The 20,540-nt window shown below is 69.5% G+C and carries 15 protein-coding genes and 1 pseudogene; 4 read left to right on the top strand and 12 right to left on the bottom strand.

The annotated features are described in order from the left end of the window. Positions 1-536, bottom strand: a 536-nt coding sequence (locus tag AB0G13_RS16060; protein ID WP_357874597.1) for a transposase family protein, incomplete at its 3' end; no start/stop codon positions are given. A 61-nt stretch (positions 537-597) separates the two neighbouring features. Further along, positions 598-1,032 carry a hypothetical protein gene (locus tag AB0G13_RS16065; RefSeq protein WP_357874601.1) on the bottom strand — a complete coding sequence of 145 codons (435 nt, stop codon included), beginning with the start codon at positions 1,030-1,032 and terminating at the stop codon, positions 598-600. Between the two features lie 207 nt (positions 1,033-1,239). Here AB0G13_RS16065 and AB0G13_RS16070 point away from each other — a divergent pair. Continuing rightward, a pseudogene (locus AB0G13_RS16070) lies at positions 1,240-1,511 on the top strand (DUF6112 family protein). Positions 1,512-1,767: 256 nt separating this feature from the next. On the opposite strand, the gene AB0G13_RS16075 reads toward AB0G13_RS16070, so the two are convergent. Both AB0G13_RS16075 and AB0G13_RS16080 read right to left on the bottom strand, forming a co-directional pair. Then, positions 1,768-2,646, bottom strand: coding sequence for a MaoC/PaaZ C-terminal domain-containing protein (locus AB0G13_RS16075; RefSeq protein ID WP_357874604.1), 879 nt, complete (start codon positions 2,644-2,646; stop codon positions 1,768-1,770). Between the two features lie 77 nt (positions 2,647-2,723). Continuing rightward, positions 2,724-4,373, bottom strand: coding sequence for a condensation domain-containing protein (locus AB0G13_RS16080; RefSeq protein WP_357874607.1), 1,650 nt, complete (start codon positions 4,371-4,373; stop codon positions 2,724-2,726). A 230-nt stretch (positions 4,374-4,603) separates the two neighbouring features. On the opposite strand from AB0G13_RS16080, the gene AB0G13_RS16085 reads away from it, so the two are divergent. Beyond that, positions 4,604-4,924 (top strand): phosphopantetheine-binding protein, encoded by a 321-nt coding sequence (locus tag AB0G13_RS16085; RefSeq protein ID WP_357874609.1) that lies wholly within the window; start codon positions 4,604-4,606, stop codon positions 4,922-4,924. A gap of 218 nt (positions 4,925-5,142) precedes the next feature. On the opposite strand, the gene AB0G13_RS16090 is transcribed toward AB0G13_RS16085, so the two are convergent. The 4 genes from AB0G13_RS16090 to dpgA all read right to left on the bottom strand — a co-directional run bounded on the left by AB0G13_RS16090 (position 5,143) and on the right by dpgA (position 8,197). Further along, positions 5,143-5,448 (bottom strand): hypothetical protein, encoded by a 306-nt coding sequence (locus tag AB0G13_RS16090; RefSeq protein WP_357874611.1) that lies wholly within the window; start codon positions 5,446-5,448, stop codon positions 5,143-5,145. 245 nt (positions 5,449-5,693) lie between these two features. Next, positions 5,694-5,996, bottom strand: coding sequence for a serine hydrolase domain-containing protein (locus AB0G13_RS16095; protein WP_357874614.1), 303 nt, complete (start codon positions 5,994-5,996; stop codon positions 5,694-5,696). A 318-nt stretch (positions 5,997-6,314) separates the two neighbouring features. Further along, positions 6,315-7,058 carry an enoyl-CoA-hydratase DpgB gene (gene dpgB / locus AB0G13_RS16100; protein WP_357874617.1) on the bottom strand — a complete coding sequence of 248 codons (744 nt, stop codon included), beginning with the start codon at positions 7,056-7,058 and terminating at the stop codon, positions 6,315-6,317. Continuing rightward, a complete protein-coding gene (dpgA, locus tag AB0G13_RS16105) occupies positions 7,055-8,197 on the bottom strand; it encodes a 3,5-dihydroxyphenylacetyl-CoA synthase DpgA (RefSeq protein WP_357874619.1) in 1,143 nt (380 codons plus the stop codon). The genes dpgB and dpgA overlap by 4 nt, the downstream gene beginning before the upstream one ends. 936 nt (positions 8,198-9,133) lie before the next feature. On the opposite strand from dpgA, the gene AB0G13_RS16110 reads away from it, so the two are divergent. Next, positions 9,134-9,682, top strand: a complete 549-nt coding sequence (locus AB0G13_RS16110) for a dihydrofolate reductase family protein (RefSeq protein WP_357874621.1) — start codon at positions 9,134-9,136, stop codon at positions 9,680-9,682. Positions 9,683-10,112: 430 nt separating this feature from the next. On the opposite strand, the gene AB0G13_RS16115 is transcribed toward AB0G13_RS16110, so the two are convergent. From AB0G13_RS16115 to AB0G13_RS16130, 4 genes are all read right to left on the bottom strand, one after another. Further along, a complete protein-coding gene (locus tag AB0G13_RS16115; protein ID WP_357874695.1) occupies positions 10,113-15,146 on the bottom strand; it encodes an amino acid adenylation domain-containing protein in 5,034 nt (1,677 codons plus the stop codon). 17 nt (positions 15,147-15,163) lie between these two features. Continuing rightward, entirely contained in the window at positions 15,164-15,373 is a 210-nt protein-coding gene (locus AB0G13_RS16120) for an MbtH family NRPS accessory protein (RefSeq protein WP_357874624.1), read from the bottom strand. Positions 15,374-15,581: 208 nt separating this feature from the next. After that, positions 15,582-16,880, bottom strand: coding sequence for an aminotransferase class I/II-fold pyridoxal phosphate-dependent enzyme (locus AB0G13_RS16125; protein WP_357874627.1), 1,299 nt, complete (start codon positions 16,878-16,880; stop codon positions 15,582-15,584). Between the two features lie 243 nt (positions 16,881-17,123). Further along, positions 17,124-18,794 carry a hypothetical protein gene (locus AB0G13_RS16130; protein ID WP_357874629.1) on the bottom strand — a complete coding sequence of 557 codons (1,671 nt, stop codon included), beginning with the start codon at positions 18,792-18,794 and terminating at the stop codon, positions 17,124-17,126. Positions 18,795-19,255: 461 nt separating this feature from the next. On the opposite strand from AB0G13_RS16130, the gene AB0G13_RS16135 reads away from it, so the two are divergent. Next, the gene (locus tag AB0G13_RS16135; RefSeq protein WP_357874632.1) at positions 19,256-20,506 is read left to right on the top strand and encodes an NAD(P)/FAD-dependent oxidoreductase; all 1,251 of its coding nucleotides are present in this window, start codon (positions 19,256-19,258) and stop codon (positions 20,504-20,506) included. Positions 20,507-20,540 lie beyond the last annotated feature (34 nt).

The following is a 20,540-nucleotide window of genomic DNA, read 5'->3' on the forward strand; positions in this document are numbered from 1 at the left end:
AGCCGACCGATCGGGTCGCAGATCACGAGGGCTTTCATCGTGTTCAGCCGGGCCTTGCCGGACACGAACCGGTGCCGACCCGCCCGGCCCTCGACTGGTCGGCGGACCCGCACTTCGGTGGCGTCCATCAACGCCCGCGGGTGGTGGCCCAGATAGGCGACCACGTCGGCGAGGGTGCGCAGCCGGACGCCGTCGTGCACCCGGCAGCCACGCTCCGCCAGCAACGGCCGCACCTCCGCGACGCTGCGCGTGATCGTCGATCGGTGCACCCCGAACCACGCGGCCACCACATCATGAGTCAACCCGTGCCGCAAGTGCACCAGCGTGGCCAGCAAGCGGTCAGTGAACCCGAACCGGTGCTTCGCGCCAGCACCGATGCTGCGACGACGTGCTCGCGCGGCGAGCCGGTCACGGTGACGGGCCTGCCACCGCGGCGCCAGTTCAGCGACCAAGCCCTCAATCACCTGCCGGGACAGCCCTGTCATCCGACGATTCATCATGATCGCAGCACCAACCATGGCACGAACAACGATCATCGATACTCAAGGACTCGCAACCGTGCACGAGGTCGTTAGGGATCCGGCCAATGGCTTCGGGTCAGGTCCGCTTGCGGCTCGCGATCTCGTCAGAGAGCTGCTGCACGTGGGCGGGGTCCGCGTCCCGGGCAAGGGCGACGTAGTGGTCCATGACGGCCGGCCGGTAGCGCACGGGCAACGTCTGTCCTGGGGCGAGTCGGGTGAGCTCGGTGATCGTGAGGTCTTCGTCTGCAATACCGCGGAACGAGATGCCGTCGGCGGTCTCCACGTCGAACATTAGGACCACGCGTGGACTGCCGTCGCTGCTGACCTCCCGCCAGTCGACGAGAACGCCGAGCGCAAGCGCCCCCGTACGCAGTTCCGCATTGCGCTTCCGTGCATCACTGCTCAGGAGCGGGTTCGGGGCGACGCCCGGGAACTCGGGCCCGACGCCGAGCGATTCCCGACTCAGGTCGGGCCTGAGCTGCGCCATCAGATCGTTGAGCTTCTTCTTCAAACCGAACATCCTGACCCCTCCCTCACATCGGTGCCGGAATCTCGGCCTGGCGCTTCGCCCTCACTGCGATTTTACGTCGCGGCCATTCCCGACCTCCGTCGCATCGCCCCGTCCCGATGGGGTCGCCGTCTGCGGTCGCGGACGGGCTCGGTCGGTGCACCTGTCTGTCGGACGAGCCACGTCCGCACGCCGACAGGAGGACCAAGCCTGATCGATATTGACCCCAACAGTAGCGGGCTTCCGGGGATCGCGCAGTTGCGCGACATCGTGGGCGCGGTGATGACCGTCGGCCTGTTCCTGAGCGTGCTCGCGCTCATCATCTCGGCGATCGTCTGGGGTTTCGGAGCCAACAGCAGCAACCCTCATCTCGCGTCCCGTGGCAAGACCGGGGTGCTGGTCTCGTGCGGTGCCGCGATCCTGTGCGGAGCGGCGGTCACGCTGATCAACTTTTCTGGACCGTCGGCCAGGCCGTGAACTAGATGGACCAGGTGGACCATGTTCCGCCGGAACTCCCCCCGGCGGCCCAGAGTGTCCGCGTTACACCGGAAGCCGCCCACCGGTTCGCCGCACGCGGGGTTGTCGAAACGTGGCGGCGGCAGCGGTTTCGGATCTCATTCACCATCAGTCGCTCCCCCGCGGTCCGCGGTGTCCGGATGGTGGCGTGTCGAGCACCTCCGCGGCCTCGACGATCCCACCTCGCGAAGCGCGCGCCGGTGGGATCGTCGAGGCGCGGGGTCACCCCCGCGCCTCGACGGTGGTCGTTTCGCGCCCAGGGATTCGCGGCGTCGCGGGACCGCGATACCGCAGCCGACCGCGGTCGATGACCACGGTCCCGTCCTCCTTCGCGGTTCGGAACGAGGCGGTGCCGTCGTCACCGCGCCAGATCGAGACGACCAGCGAGTCACCCGGCGTCACCGGAGCGGTGAACCGGCCCGACATCGATATGAACCTGGCCGGGTCGGAGCCGCACAGCTCGTGCAGCAGCACCCGTCCGGTGAAGCCGTAGGTGCACGGACCGTGGAGGATCGGCCGGCTGAAGCCACCTCGCGCGGCGACCGCCGGGTCGGTGTGCAGAGGATTCCGGTCGCCGGAGAGCCGGTAGAGCAGCGCCTGCTCCTGCCTCGTGCGCAGCACGATCCGGCGGTCGGGATCCTGGTCGGGCGGCTGCCACGGTGCGGAGGCGCCACGGTCACCCCCGAACCCACCCTCGCCCCGGACGAACATGCCGAACCGGGCGGTGACGAGCGGCTGACCGTCGGCGACGTCGACGGCGACGCTCTTGAACTCCACCAGCGCGCCCGACCCCTTGTCGTACATCCCGGTGACGGTGGAGGTGACGAGAACCGTGCCAGCGACCGGCAGGGGCCGATGCAGCTCGATGTGTTGCTCGGCCTGCACCAGCATGGCCCGGTCGAAGACGCCGATGCTGCGCGCCACCGGGGCTCGTGTCAGCAGCACGCCGTAGGTGGGCAGCACCTTCTGCTCGACGCCTTCGCTGTTCTCCGTGGTGAACGCGAGCTCGCGCAGCGGGTCGCCGAGACCCGCTCCGACACCCACGGCGTACAGCAGCGCGTCCGTCGAGGTCCAGGATCGCTCGTACGGTTCGCCGGGCACTCCGACGAGGCTGTGATCGAGCGGCATCAGGAGTCAGCCGGCTGCCCGGGCGGGGACGGTCACGATCCTCACCCCACTCACGCGGTCGCCAGTTCGAGCCGCTCGGGCCCACCGCTGATGATGTCGAGGAAACACTCCTTGATCCGGTCGGCGAGGCTGGCGTCGTGCATGTCGGTCCGCACCTGCAGGGCGATGTCGAGGCCCTCCGGGATCGGCGACACGATGAGCATGGCGGGGAAGTGGGACTGCGTGGAGAGCGCGCCGCCTTCGGTCACGAGCGTCCCGGCAGCGTCGCCGAAGGTGAGCTCGGGTGTCGGGACGTAGTTGAGAGCCACCAACCGGTCGAGCTGGATCGTCTTCTCGGAGCCGCCGAGAGCGCTGCCCAACTCCTCGGGGACGACGAGGACGTCGCGCGCGGCCATCGCCCCCAGATACGCCTCGCGCGTCCGCGCGAGGATGTTCGCGCCCGAGCGGGACGGGCCGTTCGGGCGCAGCACGATGTTGGCTGCCCGGTTGGTGACGGTCCCGTCGATCACCTTGCCGGACCTGTTCGCGACGGCGACCATCACGCCGAAGTCAGGCGTCCCGCCTGCCCGGACGAGGGACTCCACGTACACCGCCGCCACACAGACGGATGGCGGCATGCCATTGTCCCGGGCGTACGCCTCCCAGCTCTCCATCTGCGCCTGCGGCACGACGAACTCGCGCAGGGCGGACGGCCCCGGGAGCGAGTAGCGCGAGCCCTCAGGCATCGGGGGAAGCTCCGACACCCCGTCGCTGCGCCCGGGAAGCCGGCAGGGCGGGAGCTCATGGAGCTCGTCGCGCCAGTACCGGCGCTGCGCCTCGGTGTCCGCCGACGCGAGCTGGTGCCGGAAGTCGCACGCCATCTCCGCGAGCGACGCGGTCCGGCTCGGCCACCGCGGCGCCTCCCCGGCTGCGCGCGCCGCGTACGCCGCGGACAGCTCTGCCGTCACGATGACCAACGAACGGCCGTCGAACCCCGCGTGGTCCGCCGCCAGCCCGAACAGGGTGCGCCCGCTCTGCCTGCTGCGCACGACCGCGCACCGCCAGATCTTTCCCTCGTCGAGCCGGAGCGGCCTGCGCAGCGTCCGCCGCAGCGCCTCGAGCGCAGCGTCGTCACTGCCTTCCTCGCCCAGCCGGTGGAACTCCGCCTGTCCCGGATCGGCCGGCACCTCGGCTAGCCCGAGCTCCGGCCCGCTGAGGTACCGGGCGTACAGCGCCTGGTGCCGGCGGTGGACATCGGTCGCGGCGCTCTCCAGGACCGCCTCGTCGACCTCGCCGTCGACCCACCAGGCCATCTCGACCACGATCTTCTGCGGAACCGTCTCCGCCTGCACCGGAGTGATGGCCACGAGCTCGTCGCCCTCGGCGGCGAGCGGCTTGGCGGGGGCGTCCTGTTCACCGCTCGCGTCACGGGCCGCGTCGATCCACGCCGCGAGCTGCGCGATGGTGGGGGTTCGGAATATCTGGGTGAACCTGACCCGCACCCCGGTGACCTGCTCCAGGCGGGCGCAGGCGATCGTCACCGACATCGAGTCGAGTCCGAGATCGAACAGGGAAGCCGCGCGCGGCAGGCCAGGGAGGTCGAGCATCTCCGCGAGGACGCGCTCGACCATGACCTCCGTCTCGCCGTGGGGGCGATCCCCACCGGCGACACCGGACGACGGAGCGGCATGGGAGGTCTCCATGGCCTTCTGCTGGATCATTTCCACTCCTCGTAACGGATGGGAAGGGCTGGCAACGACGATTGGCCAGAAGCTGAGGATTGCCTGTCCTTCGCCGGCGTCGCACCTCTCGGGTTGCTCCCCCGCGTCCCGGCGCCGATCGGCCGGTGGTCGAGGTGGGCGCACGTGCGGAGATGCTGTCGAGCGGCCAGCCCCGCCACGGTGGATCTGCGAGGAATGTTCCGTTCCGTGCTCGCGGATGGGGGAAGAAGATGGGTACCGCTCGGGAGCAGGTCGTCGCGCAGGCCGCCCACACGCCCGACGCGCAACGCTACGAACCGGTGTTCACCAACCCGACGGCGTACCGGGCACCCGAAACGCCACGGCAGGAAACCCTGTGCGCGTTGTTCGCCGAGACCCTCGCCACGACCCGCGTCGGGCTGGACGACGACTTCTTCGACCTCAGCGGCCAGTCCCTCGACGGCATCCGGCTGATCAACCTGATCAACAAGACACTCGGACTGGAGTTGTCGATCGACGAACTGTTCGACCACCCCACCGTCGCCGAACTGGACCAGCACCTCGCCGGCTGAGCATGCCCGGCCCGGTGGTGCACACGGGTGCCAAGCACCTCGAGAGTGGGGAGTGATCCATGGGCACGGAACTCCCCGACCCGGCGGACATCGGCAGGCACTACGACGAACGGTCGCCGATCGAGGACGAGTTCCGCAACGGCCAGGCATGTACTACTGGTACGACGAGGACGACAGCGCGACGCTGACCGAGGCCGTGGCCCGGATCGGTCGCAGGGTCACGGACAGCCTCGGCCTGCGTGCGGGTGAGCACGTGCCGGACGCCGGACGCGGTCCCGGGAGACGGCGGTGTCGCTGGCCCGGCCGTGCGGGGTCCGGGTCACCGGCATCACGGTCAGCGCGTTCGAGGTGGAGAAGGCCACCGAGCGGGCCGCGGCTCGGTCGTCGATCGCCTGGTAGATCGTGGTCCAGAAGTCGTTCCACATCGGCAGCGTCTGGTCGCCCATGTGCGCCCGCTGCATGATGACGATCGCCGTCATGTCCTCGGCGGGATCGTTGTACCGGTGCCGTGGAAGCCGGACCATCCGTAGCTGCCCACCGAGGGGCCCAGGCGCGTGCGCCGGGTGGCGACCGCCATCCCGAAACCCCAGCCCCGGTTGTCGAAGTAGCCCGGCCCGAACCCGGAGACCCCTTCTGCGCCGGGGTCAGGTGGTCGGTCGTCATCAGAGTCACCGACGGTCGCGAGAGCACCCGCTCGCCGCCGTGGACACCGCCGGCGAGCAGCGCCGAGGCGAAGGCGAGGAAGTCGTCGGCGGTCGAGACGAGGCCATCACCGCCGCACTCGAACGTCACCGGCCGGCTGAACCGCCGTCCGGCGGTCGTCGACGACCGCCTCGCCGGTGGGGGCGCTGTCCCTGGCGTACGACGTCGCGAGCCGGTCGAGACTTCCACTCTCCACGCTGAAGGCGCTGACCTTCATGCCGAGCGGTTCGCAGATCCGCTCACGCACCGCCTCCTCCAGGGACTTGCCGGTGGCCCGGGCGATGAGCGCGCCGGTGGCGTGGGCGGCGGAGTCGTACATCCAGCGCTCACCCGGCTGGTGGACCAGCGGCAGCTCGCCCAGGCGGCGCACCCACTCGTCCAGATCCGTCCTGCCGATCGCGATCAGCGCGTCGGCGATCGGGACCGTTCCCGTCTCGGCGAGGACCGTGCCGATGCCGAGGTGAAGGTGAGCAGGTCCCGCAGCGTGATCGGCGGACCGCCGGAACGGTGTCGTCCAGCGACCCGCGGGGAACGAGAATCCGCCAGCCCGACATCCTGCTCCCCCGAGCCGCTCGGTGAAAGAACCGTCTCCCCCCGTTCGACATCGCAGCTCAGCCTCGGCGACGGGACAGCGGATCGATGATAGCCGTCGACCACCGTCCGCCCCCGGATATCACCGGCCAGCCGCTCAGGTCGCGCCGGGGCCGGAGGTCGTCGCCGTGGCGGCCGACCGCCGCAACGCTCGGTCACAGGCGGCGAGATGGCGGCCGAGGGCCTCCTCGAAACTGGTGGTCGCGGCGTCGAACATGAGCTGCCGACGGACAGCCAGTTCGGTGCCCGAGAACGGTCTCGTCATCGCCGCCACGGCGACCAGCGCATGGGCCGGATCCTCGGCCAACTCGTCGATCAGGCCCAGGTCGACGCCTTCGGACGCCTCGATGGCGGCGCCGAAGAGAATCGTCCGGCGCATCCGCGTCCCGCCGACCTGCTGGGCGAGGCGGAAGACCGCCATTCCCGGCCAGGTGGCCTCCCCGTACACCGACAGCGACAGGCGGACGTCCGGTGTCGCGATGCGATAGTCCGTGGCGAGCAGGGCGTCCAGGGCCACGCCCCCGCAGTCGCCGGAGGCGATCGCGACGGTCGTGACGCCGAGGCGCTCGAGCCGGCGCAGGGAACGTTCCCACTTCGTCACCAACGCCACGTCGAGGCGGCTCGTCCAGCCCGCGTCCGGCGCGCCGGACACATGGACGGGAAGGATGGTCGCGGCCTCGACCGACTCGACCGCTGCGCAGATCGCCTCCACCGCGGCGACGCATGCCGGCGTCAGCGGTTTCGAGCCGTTGATGTGGAGTTCGAGGTCACCTCGTGCGCTGTCCACGGCGCCGGCGGCATGGTGGTCGTTGCGGCCGGTGCGGACCGTCTCCGCTGTCACCACTGGATCAGCGCCGTCTCGATCGTGGAACCTGGACCCATGGTCATGAGCACTCCGTAATCGCCTGGGGCGGTGACGTTCTCCTGCTGGAGACGTTCATAGGAAAAGAGGAAAGAGCCGCTCGACAGGTTGCCGTAGTCACGCAGGACCCCGGTGGTGTGCCGGACGTCGTATCGGGTCAGCCCCAGGTTCACCATCACGGCGTCGACGACCTTCTTGCCGCCCGAGTGCACCAGCCAGTGCCTGATGTCACTACGCAGCAGGCCGGTCTTCGCCAGCAGGCGGTCGATGACGAGTTCCGCGTGGGCGCCGATGACATAGGGCACCTGTGGATCGAGGTAGAAGCTGAACCGGCTCTGTTCGCGGTCCCAGTCGTAACGCATGGCCTCCAATGCGTCAGGGATGAGGCAACTGGCGAACTTGAGGATGCGAGGCCGACCAGGTTCGCCCAGGGCGCCGGAACCCGGGCCGGCGACGACCGCGAGCGCGGCGGCGCCGTCGCCGAACAGGCTGTTCACCACCGCGGTCCGCATCGTCGAGTCCAGCGCGTACGCGGCCGAGCAGGCCTCCGTGCACACCATCACGGCCAGTTCGCCGGGATTGGCCATCGCCCAGTTCGACACCGCGTTCAGTGCGTTGAGTCCCGCGTTGCAGCCCATTCCGACGACATCCGTGCGCGCGCAGTGCCGGTCGATCCCCAGCTCGCGAATGAGCAGGGCGCTGATTCCTGGCGTGAGGAATCCTGTCGAGGTGACGCAGCACAGGTAGCGGATGTCGGACACTGCGGCGCCCGCGTCGTCCAGGCACGCGCGCAGCGCGCGCACGCCCATGTCCACGGCCAGCGCCTTGTGTTTGTCGAGCAGGTCGCCCTGCGCCTCCGGCAGCCGGGTGCCGTCCTCCCCCAGCGGCGGCAGCGCCAGATAGCGTCGCTGGATCGCGCTGTTGAGGAATATCGAGCGTATTCGCGGATCGGAGATGTCGAACGCGTCCAGCACGTCCTGCTGCGAGAAGGACGTGGACGACACGGCCGAGCCCACGCCGGCCATCGACGAGGCGTACGGGCTGGATGGGAACCACGGAGAATCTGCTGCCTGCGTCCGGCCGCCCGTGTTCCGGGTACTGGCGACGTCGACCGTCATTGACAAGCCCATGATTGCTCTCCATCTCTGCCGACGGCCGGTAGCTGGACAGCCGTGCGCCGTGACCGCATCCGAGCCACCCATGGCCTTTCGGCCGAAGTTGCGTTCGCACCCATAAGCCGACGATGGGGCCCGAGACGCGGCGGTCGCATCTCGGAGGTTGCCCGGGCCTCGCGTCGAGGCCGTGACCGGGCTGTTCAACGGTTGGGAACTGATCCTTTTCCGGTATCCGGCAGGGCAGCGTCGCGTCGCAGTCATCGTCGTCGCCTGCGCCGTGGCGGGCATCTTCCGATGTGCGGTGCTCTCGCCCTCGTCACCGTCGACACATGAGTGGCGTGCGCTTCAGGCAAGCGCGAAGATGCCGTGCCCCGAGCCGCCGTACAGAATCGGATTCGGGAATTCTGCGGGCGCGTCGGACCGAGAGCAGAGGACGAGCGAATGCACGACTACGTGATTGTCGGCGGCGGTTCGGCCGCTGCATGCTCGCGGCGCGGCTCAGTGGGGATCCCGACGTCAAGGTTTGCCTGATCGAGGCGGGGCTGACGGACGCCCCGGGGGCGTGTGCTGGGTGGCCCGGCTGGAGTTGCGAAAGCTTCACCCGCATTTCCTGCGCGCCGAGAGCAACGGGCGCGGCGCCTCCGCGCACCACGGCGTCGGCGGGCTGTTGGCGTTCAGCGCGGCGGCAATACGGATCCCGCGAGTACGCCGGCGCCAGATGAAACGAGTGCCCTTCGGGACATCGCGAGTGCCAAGATGGCTTACTCGTCGCCCAGTCGACCTGTGCCCGGGTGCGATCCACTGCGGGCCAGTCAATTCGTCCGGGCCGATGCAATACTTCCGCGCCATCCGAGGCCTGGCTTCCGTTCCGTGATCAGCAGCCGGCGACCGGCGCAATGACCTCCTTGGCTGCCCGAAGTCTGGTGTTACCCTGACGCGATGAGACCTCTTCGGTATTCCATCAACGTCACATTGGACGGGTGCTGCGACCATCGCGAATCACCCGGAGGCGAGGAAATTCATCGACACTATGCCGAGAACCTCGCCCGGGCCGATGCCCTCATATTCGGCCGGGTGACCTACGAGATGATGGAGGAGGCGTGGCGGCCGGCGGCGGGGCCGGGAACGCGGCCCGAATCGACGGACCACTTCGCCCGGACGATCGACGCGGCGAAGAAGTACGTCGTGTCGAACACGCTGGACCAGGTCGACTGGAACGCCGAGGTGCTGCGTGGCGACCTGGGGAAGGCCGTTGAGCAGCTCAAGCAGGAGCCGGGCAATGGCTTGTTCCTGGGCGGCGTGAAACTTGCGCTCGCGCTGGCAGAGCTGGATCTGATCGACGAGTACGAGTTCGTGGTCCACCCGAGACTGGCGGGACACGGACCGACTCTGTTTGCGGGGCTCCCAAAGTCGCTCGACCTGAAGCTCGTCGACAAGAAGCAGTTCGAGTCGGGCGCGGTCGCGATGCGGTACGAGCCGAGGAGATGACAGAAGCACCCGGGGATCCTTATTCGAGAGATCTTCACCCGGACGGTATTGGTTGGACAATCCGACCGCACCAGCACGAGATCGCCAATGCGTTCTCCTCCTGGTGCGGTCGGATTGTCGTGACCGCCGTCGCGGCGCGGATTCCCTCGCCGCGGCGCGGCCCGCGTGGTCGAACGCACCGACCCGATTCCGGGCGGCGCCGCCGCTGTCCGCGGGCGGACGGCCAGGTCGACGGCCGCGGCAGGGCAGCCGGCAGCTGATCGACCTCGTCACCACCACGGGCGCGAAAAGGTCTCCGGTGTGAGATTCGATCAGACGAAACCTCACACCGGAAACCTCTTCAGTTCTCGGTCACCGTCGCGCCGCGACCTCCAAACGCCCGGCCCGGCTCACGACACACACCCTGATCCGGCCGGCGCTGTCGCCACCGTCACACAGCACTGGGGCTCGTGCCGCGTTGGTCCACGCCGGGCAGCGGCGGCTGGCTGATGACGCCGTTGACCGAAGGGTTGGCGAGGAAGGTCTTGAGGGTGATCTTGATGCCGTACTGGTCTTCCAGCCGAGCCAGCAGGACGGCGGCGAGCAGGGAGTGGCCACCCAGGTCGAAGAAGTTGTCGTCGACTCCCACCCGGTCGACGCCCAGCGCCTGGGCGAACAGCTCACACAGCTTCGCCTCGAGTGGCGTGGCCGGGTCCTGGCCGCTGGACGCGGCACTGTAGTCCGGCGCCGGCAGCGCCCGCCGGTCCAGCTTCCCGTTCACCGTCAGCGGCAGCGCGTCCAGCACCATCACCGCCGTCGGCACCATGAACTCCGGCAGCGTCCTGGCCACTTCCTGCCGTGCCGCCGCCGGATCCACCCGGCCGCCGGGTTCCGGCACGACGTACGCCACCAGCCGCCGGTCACCGGGCCGGTCCTCCCGCGGCACCACCGCGGCCTGGCCCACCCCCGGCTGCGCGACCAGCGCCGCCTCGATCTCGCCCGGCTCGACCCGGAACCCCCGGATCTTCACCTGATGGTCGGCCCGCCCCACGAACACCAGCAGGCCGTCGTCGGCCCACCGGACCAGGTCCCCCGTACGGTACATCCGTTCGCCCGTACCGAACGGGCACGCCACGAACCGCTCCGCCGTCAGCTCCGGCCGGTTCATGTAGCCCCGCGCCATTCCGGCGCCCGCGATGTAGAGCTCGCCCGTGACCCCCACCGGCACCGGCTGCAGCGCGCTGTCGAGCACGAACAGCCGCATGTTGGCCATCGGCCCGCCGATCGGCACCGGCCGCGCCGCCTCCTCGTCCGAGAAGTCGGTCATCATGTGCAACGTCGTGAACGTCGTCAACTCGCTCGGCCCGTACCCGTTCACCATCAGCACGCCCGGGCACCGCTCGACCACCCGCCGCAGTGCGACGCCGGACACGGCGTCCCCGCCGACCACGACCATCCGCAGCCCGGCCAGCGCCGACGGTTGTTCCACCGACACCGCGTCGAACAACGCCGAGGTGAGCCACATGGCCGTCGGGGCCGTCGAGGCGATCACCTCCGCCAGGTCGGCGATGCTCATCTCCTCCGCCGGCGCCGCCACGCAGGTGCCTCCGCGCAGCAGCGCTATCCACAGCTCGTACGTCGCGATGTCGTACGAGTGCGGCGAGTGCACCAGCATCCGCTCGTGCACGCCGTCCGGCCACGCCGGGTCCAGCACCATGTCGACCACGTCCCGGTGCGCCACCGCGACTCCCTTGGGCACCCCGGTCGACCCGGACGTGTAGATCACGTACGCGAGCTGGTCCGGGTGCCGCACCCCGTCCGGGAGGTCCACCCGCGTCCCGGTGTCGGCGTCCGCGGCCGTGGCCAGTACGACCGGCGATTCGGGGCTCGCCTCCTTGGCGATTCCCGTCAGGTCCTCGTCGCACAGCACCGCCACCGCATCCACCTCGTCGGCCACCAGGGCGATCCGCGACACCGGCCAGGCCACGTTGGCGGGCACGTACACCCCGCCGGCCTTGAGTACGGCGAGCAGCGCCACCCAGAGCTGCGCCGACCGTTTCATCACGACGAGCACCGGCGACTCCGTCGTGACGCCCGCGGTCGTCAGCACCGCCGCCAGTCGGCTGGACCGCTCGTCTAACTCCCGGTACGTCAGCCTCGTCCGGGCATCGACGACCGCGACCGCGTCCGGGGTGCGGGCCACCTGCGCCGCGAAGGCCTCGGTTATCGTCGTTCCGGGAGCGTGGTGGACGGTGTCGTTCCACTGGCGCAGGATCAGGTCCCGCTCAGCCGGCGTCAGCAGTTCCAACTCGCTGATCCGCCGGCCCGGGTCGTCGGCAGCCTGGCTCAGCAGCCGGGTCAGCCGGCCGGCGAGGGCCTGCACGGTGGACGCGTCGAACAGGTCCAGGGCGTACTCGAACGCGCAGCGGATCCCGGTCGGCGAGCCGTCGGCGGCGTACTCCCCGCGGAAGAACATGGTCAGGTCGAACTTGGCCGTCTCGCCCACCACCGGCTCGGTCTGCGCCAGCAGACCCGGCACCTGCCAGTGCTTGCTGGTGTCGTCATCGGAGGTGAGCATCACCTGGAACAGCGGGTGCCGCGAGGCGGACCGGACCGGGTTGAGTTCCTCCACGAGGCGCTCGAAGGGCACGTCCTGGTTGGCGAACGCGGTCAGGTCCAGCTCCCGCACCTGGCCCAGCAGCTCGCCGACGCTCGGGTTGCCCGACAGGTCCACCCGCAGCACCAGCGTGTTACCGAAGAATCCCACCAGATCGTGGACGGCCTCGTCGGTGCGGCCCGCCACCATGGTGCCGATCGGGATGTCGGTGCCCGCCCCGCTGCGCGACAGCAGCACCGCGAGCCCGGCCTGCAGCACCATGAACAACGTCACCTGGTGCTCGCGCGCCAGTTCCTCCAGCCTGCGGTGCAGTTCGGCGTCCAGCTCCAGCTGGACCATGCCGCCGCGATGCGTGGGATGCGCGGGCCGCAGCCGGTCGGTCGGCAGGTCCAGCTGATCGGGCAGGCCCGCCAGCGCGGAGCGCCAGAACTCCAGCTGCCCCGCCAGCACGCCGCCGCCGTCCCGGTCCTCGCCGAGCAGCCGGCGCTGCCACAGCGTGTAGTCGGCGTACTGCACCGGCAGGTCCGCCCACTCCGGCGCCCGCCCGGCCAGCCGTGCCCGGTACGCCTCGCTCAGATCCCGTACCAGCACCCCGGCCGACCAGCCGTCGCTGGCCGTGTGATGCATCACGACGAGAAGCACATGCTCCGCGGGCCCCAGTCGGTACAGCCATGCCCGCACCGGCAGCTCGTTGGCCAGGTCGAAGACGTGCCGTACGGCCCCCTCCAGCAAGCCCGGCAGGCTCGTCTGATCGGCCTCGGCCACCGTCACCCGCGGTACCGCCGCCGCCGCGTCCACCACCCTCTGGTACGGCTGCCCGTCGGCGACCTGGAAGACCGTGCGCAGCGCCTCGTGGCGACCCGTCACGTCCCGCAGCGCCGCGGTCAGCGCCTCCGCATTCAGCCCGCCGCGCAGCCGCCACGCGAACGGCACGTTGAACATCGCGTTCGGGCCGTCGTACTCGTTCATGAACCACAGACGCTGCTGCGCGAACGACAACGGCAGTCGCTCCGGCCGGTCCTCCACCCGCACCAACGGCGGCCGCGCACTGTCCGCCCCCGCCAGCGACCGCGCCAGCGACCGCACCGTCGGGTTCTCGAACACCACGCGGATGTCCAACTCCGCGCTCAACACCGACCGCACCCGGCTGATCAGGCGGGTCGCCAGCAGCGAGTGCCCGCCCAGGTCGAAGAAGTTGTCTTCGACGCCGACCCGGTCGAGGCCCAGGACCTCCGCGAAGAGCTCACCGAGCACTGCCTCGTGCGGGGTGGCCGGATCCTGGTCGCCGACCGCCGCACCGAAGTCCGGCGCCGGCAGCGCTCGCCGGTCCAGCTTGCCGCTCACCGTCTGCGGTAGCGCGTCCAGCACCATCACCGCGGCCGGCACCATGTACCTCGGCAGCGTCCTTGCGGCCTCCCGCCGTACCGTCGCCGGGTCCACCCGGCTGCCGGGCGCGGGCACCACGTAACCGACCAGCCGCGGCTCACCGGGACGGTCCTCCCGCATCACCACCACGGCCCGGCCTACTCCCGGCTGCGCGGCCAGCACCGACTCGATCTCCCCCGGCTCGATCCGCAGGCCCCGGATCTTCACCTGGTCGTCAGCGCGTCCCACGAAGACGATCTGGCCGTCGTCGGCCCATCGGACCAGGTCTCCGGTGCGGTACATGCGCTCCCCCGCATCGAACGGGCACGCCACGAACCGCTCCGCCGTCAGCCCCGGTCGGTTCAGGTACCCCCGCGCCAGCCCCGCACCCGCGAGGTAGAGCTCGCCGGTCACCCCCGCCGGAACGGGCCGCAACTCCTCGTCCAGCACGTACACCCGCGCGCCCGGTAGCGGGCGGCCGATCGGCAGCGGTCCGTCGACCAGTTCGAGTTCCGCCGCCATGTCCCCGGCCGTGGCGTACACCGTGGCCTCGGTCGGCCCGTACGCGTTGACCACCCGGGCGCCGGGCACCGCCGCCCGCACGGCCCGCAGCACCGGCGCGGTCAACGCCTCGCCCGCAAGCACCACCGTCTGCGCGTCCGCGGACGCGGAGGGATCCGCCGCGGCCAGCACCCCCGTCATCGCCGAGGGCGCCGTACTGATCAGGCTGCCGGACCAGCGGCCACGCGCCAGCACCAGCACGTCCCGCACCACTTCCACGCAGCCGCCGCAGGCCAGCGGTCCGAACACCTCGAACACCGACACGTCGAAGCTCAACGACGTCGACGCCAGCACCCGGCTGAACTGGTCCGCGCCGAACGTCGACGCTGCCCAGGACGCCAACCACGCCGCGGAGTGGTGCTCGACCACGACACCCTTGGGCTGCCCCGTCGACCCCGACGTGTAGATCACATAGGCGGGGTGGCTGGGCAGCAGCGGCGCGACACGGTCCGCATCAGACAGGTCGGTGGCGGGCAGGGCTGCCACGGCAGCGTGGATCGCCGGGTCGTCGACCGCGATCACCCGCGCGCCGCTCACGCTGTTCGATGCCACGCCGAGGGTGGTCGCGGCCACGTTGCGCGAGGCGAGGATAGCCGTCGGAGCGGCGTCGGCGAGCATGAAGGCGATCCGGTCGGCGGGGTAGGCGGGGTCGACCGGCAGGTAGGCGGCACCGGACTTGAGGACCGCCAGGACCGCGACGATCAGCTCCGCGGAGCGTTCCATCGCCACGGCGACCAACCGCTGCGGGCCGGCACCTTGCTTCACCAGGTACCGGGCCAGCCGGTTCGCCCGCGCGTCCAGCTCCGCGTACGACAGCACCGTGTCCTCGAACACCACTGCGACCGCATCCGGGGTCCGGGCCACCTGCGCCGTGAACAGCTCACCCAGGACCTCCCTCGCAGGAGCAGAAGAATCCGCCGTCACCTGGTCACTGATGTTCATCGTCACGATTGCTCCGCTCACCCACGGTCGGCTTCGATCAAGCTCTTGGGCCGCATGTCGGTCCAATGCTCTTCCACGTACTTGAGGCAGTTCGAGCGGGAATTCCTTTCGTACGCGGTGACCCAGCCGTCGGGAACGGCGATGGCGGCGGGCCACAGGCTGTACTGACCCTCGTTGTTCACGAGAATCAGGTACAGGGCGTCAGGGTCTTCGAATGGATTAATCATGGCATCTCATTCCGCTAGTCGGTGACGCCGACGGATCGCTTGCCAGAGTCACAGGCAGACCTGCCTGTCGCACCTTCACGATTGCCGACGGGTGACATCCGTTTCCTGTCGAGCCCGTACGTATCTCGGAAAGTGCGCGGGGCGGCACTCGCCCACCCGTTCCGGTCGAGCTGTCAGGACCATCGGGCGGGAGCGATCTGAAAAGGCACTACTGGTTCACGCTGAGATAGCTGTGGAGGCGGCGGACGCCTTCGGCGACCGTGTCCTCGCCCTTCGCGAACGCGATCCGGATCTGCGGTGGGCGCGTCCGGTCCGTCGAACCGTAGAAGCACTGGCCGGGCACGACGCCGACGCCGCCCTCCCGCAGCAGGCGCTGGACCAGTTGCGATTCCTCCTCCCCCCGCAGCGCGAAGGAGGTGGCGTCGCACATCACGTAGTAGGCGCCGGCGGGCCGCTGGAACTCGATGCCGCATTTCTCGAGTCCGTTGACCAGGATGTCCCGTCGCCGCCGGTAGACGTCCCGCAGCTCGTCGAAGTAGCTCTCCGGCAACGAGAGCGCCGCGACACCGGCCGCTTGGAAGGGGCTCGGGGCGGCGATCGTGAGGAAGTCGTGCACCCGGGCGACACGCTCCATGAGATTCTGCGCCCCGGTCACCCAGCCGACCCGCCAGCCGGTCACGGAGAACATCTTCGAGAGGGCGTTGATCGTGATCGACTGCTGTTCCATGCCGGGGACGTCGGAGATCCGGGCGGGTCGCTCACTCGTGAAGTAGAGCTCGTCGTAGATCGCGTCATGGATGACGACGATGCCGAGCCGCTGGCAGACATCGGCCAGACCCTGGGTCTCGTCCCTCGTGAAGACGCGCCCCGTGGGATTGTGCGGTGAATTGACGATGACCGCGCGGGTGTTCCGGTCGGCGACGGCGGCGACGGCTGCGGGGTCGAGCTCCCAGTCGGGGCCCTTCAGCTGGACGTACCTGGCTTCCACACCGATGAGTCGCAGGTTGACCGCGTAGGACTCGTAGGCCGGCTCGACGATGATGACATTGGACCCCCGCTCCGCCACGGCGAGGAGCGCGGCCAGCATTCCTTCGGTGGCCCCGCAGGTCACGCAGATCTGCGTTTCCGGGTCGTAGGGCTCCGGCATGTTCCAGCGGCGCTGCTCGAATTCACTGATGGCCTGGAGGAACTGCTCGCTGCCGCGGGGTGAGGTGTACTGGTTGTCGTTCGACCGGATGGCCGCGACGGCGGCCTCTGCGAGGCTCGACGGAAGCGGGTAGCTCGGTATTCCCTGCGCCAGGTTGACGGCGTTCGCGGTCTGGCAGGCGCGGGTCATCCCGCGGATCACCGACTCGCCGACAGGAATGTTCTCAGGCGACCTGAACATGGTGTCCAGGTCCGGCGTTCTCGACATGAGCTGGTTCCTCTCCTGACATGGACGCAGCCTTCGGCGCGACTGATCACGGTGTGGTACGGCGAACTGATCGAGATGCCCGCCGGACGTCACGGGCGCGCCCGGCGGTCCGCATACAGCCGATCGCCGTCCACTGGGACCGCCGGTCGCGGCCGGCCGCGGGACGCGCTGTGCCACGCGAGCGGATGGCCGTGCCGCGGTCGCAGGTCGCGGACCTCACCGGCACGTCGCCGGCGTCGGGCGGCAGAGTCGACGCCGGGTCGCCACCACGGGACGTCCAGCCGCGGGCCGAGCCGCTCGGCGGTCCGGTCGGGATCGGGAGTGCGGGCCCACGGTTCAGTCGAGCTGAGAGCAGATCTCGTCGAGGAGGCGATACTCCAGGGCCTCGTCCTCGTCTCGGCCGCCGAGCATGTAGTAGCCGAACTTCATGTGCTCCGTGACGCCGTTCAGCTCGGCGATCCCGTTCCTCAGATCGGTGATCGCGGCCTCGACGTCCTCGAGTTCCACCTCGGTGTTCTCGCGGATGTACAGGGCCGTCAGCCGCCTCGCCGGAAGGATCTCACCGTGCGAGGCCCGGACCTGGGGATGCGTCTTGTAGCTCTCCCAGTACATGCGCGAGCCGGGAATGATCCCGGGTGGTGCGACGGAGATACTGGTGATCAGGTCGCGATAGGTCTCGGCCATCGAGAGCCAGCTGTCCACCTCGCTGCGCAGGTTCTCCAGCGTGGTCCCCGGCAGGCCCATGATCCCCGACGCGAAGAGCTTGTAGTCGAGGGAACGCGCCAGCTCCAGCGCTTCGGAGATCCGCTCCGGCCCCTTGTTGATGCCCTTGGAATCCGCCTTGAGCAGCTTGGGGTCGAATGCCTCCAGCCCCACGTTCCACGTACGCACGAACCCCTTGCACAGCTCGGCGGACTCCAGGAACTCGTACACCAGCCCGTAGGCCAGCATGAACCGCTGCTTCTGCAGGATCGGAGACTTGGCACAGGCCTCGGCCATGTCGTTGAGGTAGGAGATGTTCCCGTCCCACTGCTCGCTCGAGAAGCCGAGCGTCGAGTCACCGCAGGCGTAGACGTTCGCGCCGAGATCCCCGACGATCGTCTCCAGCACCGGGATCGCCGACGCGACGTCCACCGTCTTGGGGGTCAGTCCCTGGATCGAGCAGTGCATGCACCGGCGACCCGGCCGCTTGCCCCAGGTGCACCCGCCGTCGAGCGGAACCGTGACCATCCGCTTGAGGTCGTAGTGCTTGGCGTACCAGACGTTGAACGCGCGGTCGTAGTGGTTCTCGAGCTGGTCCAGGATCAACCGGTAGTCGGGAAGAATCCGCCGGTTCAGCGGGAAGGTCCCGGCGTCCTGATTCACGACCTCGCCACCGGGCACCCGGTACGCCAGGGACGGAACCTTCCGCAGATCCAGCCCGCCCTGCAGGTGTGTCAGCAGACCCATCATCGTGAAGGGGCCGTTGTTGCCGGTGCTGACGAAGTCCACCACGCGGCTGCCGTACTTGCCGGTCAGCGTCTCCTGGTAAAGGATCCCGGCATGGTCGTTGCCGAACACCACGACGGCCTTGGGGTTCACTCTCTTGATCTCCGCCGCCACGATCATCGCCCACAGGGTCGTCGCGGTGTAGACCGAGAACGCCGCCACGTCGGGCGGATCCTCGTTGATCGCGGCCCGCACCTCCGGCCAGCCCAGATGCCCCATGTCCATGTAGCGCCAGGCGATGTCCGGGAAACACCTGGCCTGATAGGTGATCATCTCTACGAGGCTGGCATGCGGATACACCGAGCCCTCGTTGCGGTAGCGGTCCTCCTCGGTCAGTCCCTCGCCCAGGGCGTCACCGGCGTTGTGGGCGTCGCGGTGCGCGGAGGTGAGCGGCAGACCGAAATACCACACCGAGCCGAGCTTCCTCAGCGGATTCACCGCTCCCGGGCTGGGATAGTCCCAGTGGTAGCGAGGATCAGCGCCGACGAATTCCTGAACGGGCTGAAGACTCATCTTCATCGCCAGAACCTCCAGCTGTTGATACGTGAGCCGCAGGGTTCTCGGCGGACAGTCGGTTCTCGCCAGGGCCCGGAATCCCCGTTCGGACGTACCGGGGAATGGGCCGCCGAACCCGGCGGCCGGGGAGTCGCGGACGTCCGCAGCGACCACACGCGCGGACACCCTGCGATCTTCTGTTCCTGACCTGCCAGTGGAAGAACTCCCGGCCTCGTCATCGTCCTGCTCTCCTTCACCGACGGTCGTAGCGGAAGCGTGGATGGAGCACCACGGGGGTGGCCGCTCCCGGCGACCGCGCGTCCATCTTCGACGCCCCGACGGGCGCGTCGCCTCTCTGAGCGTGCGGAGGTTCCGGGCCCCGACGCGGAGGGCGCTCCCCCGGCGAGACGGGACGCGACCAGCGCTTGTGGCTGGCCAGCACGGAGAAAGTTGGTTGGTCTCGTCACCCGCCCGACCATGAAGCGGTGACCTACGACGCTGTTGTGGTTGGGGCGCGCTGTGCGGGTGCGACCACGGCGCTCCTGCTGGCCCGGGCGGGACACCGGGTGCTCCTGCTGGATCGCGCGAGGTTCCCGAGCGACACCCTGTCCGGGCTGTACATCCATCAATCCGGCGTCGAGCGGCTGGCTCGCTGGGGCCTGCTGGACCAGGTGCACAAGTCGGGCGCCCCGCCGTTGCAGACCGTCACCTACCGCGTCGCCGACGTCTGCCTGAGCGGGCCGGCGCCGACGCTGCCGGGCGTGGTCGGCGCCTACGCGCCGCGTCGCTACGTGCTCGACACGATCCTCGCCGAGGCTGCCGCGGCGGCTGGCGCCGAGGTGCGCGACCGCACGACGGTCACCGGCCTGACCACCGACGACGACGGCCGGGTGACCGGCGTACGCCTGCGGACGGCGGACGGCGCCGAGGTGACCGAGCGGACCCGCCTCGTCGTCGGCGCCGACGGCATGCGCTCCACCGTGGCCAGGCTGGTCGACGCACCCCTGTACGCCCAGCACCCCAACCTGACCTGCGTCTACTACACCTACTGGGCGGGCGTGACGGGGGCCGACTTCCAGATCTACGAGCGCCCCGGCGGCTGGGTGGCCGCGCTGCGTACGCACGACGACCTCACGCTGATCGCCGCGTACCTGCCGCAGGCGCAGTTCGACCGCGTCCGGCGCGACGCCATGACCGCCTACCGGGCCACCATCGCGACCACCGCACCCGACCTGTGGCAGCGGCTGGCCGACGCGACGATCACCGACCGGCTGTACGGGACCGGCAACCAACGCAACTTCTTCCGCCGCGCCAACGGCCCGGGCTGGGTCCTGGTCGGCGATGCCGGCCACCACAAGGATTCCATCAACGCCCATGGCATCAGCGACGCGTTCGTACAGTCGGAGCTGCTGGCGGGCGAACTCGGCGGCGACGACCCGGCAGCGACCATCGGCGATCCGGCCCGGCTCGACGCCGCCCTCTCGCGCTTCGCCGTCGCGCGGGACGAGCACATGGCCCCGAACTACCAGACCAACCTGGTGACGGCGCGCCTCGACCCCACCCCCGACCGGATCGCCATGCTGCGCGTCGTCCAGGACTCGCCACAGCTCACCGAGCGGTACCTCGCCGTGGTGGGCGGAATCCTGCCCCCGGAGGGGCTCTACACCAGAGACCTGCTCGCCCAGTTGTCCGCGCAGGCCGGGGGCGTGTTCGCGCGAGATCACATTGCCCGATGAGAACCTGCGCGCCGGCGGCGCGGTCACCATGAAC

Source organism: Micromonospora sp. NPDC023633 (assembly GCF_040640035.1).
Lineage (GTDB): Bacteria > Actinomycetota > Actinomycetes > Mycobacteriales > Micromonosporaceae > Micromonospora.

Excerpts from the sequence above, each read along its gene's own strand:
- AB0G13_RS16115 (WP_357874695.1), bottom strand. The coding sequence starts at position 15,146 with ATGAACATCAGTGACCAGGTGACGGCGGATTCTTCTGCTCCTGCGAGG.
- dpgA (WP_357874619.1), bottom strand. The coding sequence starts at position 8,197 with ATGACGGTCGACGTCGCCAGTACCCGGAACACGGGCGGCCGGACGCAG.
- AB0G13_RS16085 (WP_357874609.1), top strand. The coding sequence starts at position 4,604 with ATGGGTACCGCTCGGGAGCAGGTCGTCGCGCAGGCCGCCCACACGCCC.
- AB0G13_RS16130 (WP_357874629.1), bottom strand. The coding sequence starts at position 18,794 with ATGAAGATGAGTCTTCAGCCCGTTCAGGAATTCGTCGGCGCTGATCCT.
- AB0G13_RS16110 (WP_357874621.1), top strand. The coding sequence starts at position 9,134 with ATGAGACCTCTTCGGTATTCCATCAACGTCACATTGGACGGGTGCTGC.
- AB0G13_RS16090 (WP_357874611.1), bottom strand. The coding sequence starts at position 5,448 with ATGGTCCGGCTTCCACGGCACCGGTACAACGATCCCGCCGAGGACATG.
- AB0G13_RS16120 (WP_357874624.1), bottom strand. The coding sequence starts at position 15,373 with ATGATTAATCCATTCGAAGACCCTGACGCCCTGTACCTGATTCTCGTG.
- AB0G13_RS16080 (WP_357874607.1), bottom strand. The coding sequence starts at position 4,373 with ATGATCCAGCAGAAGGCCATGGAGACCTCCCATGCCGCTCCGTCGTCC.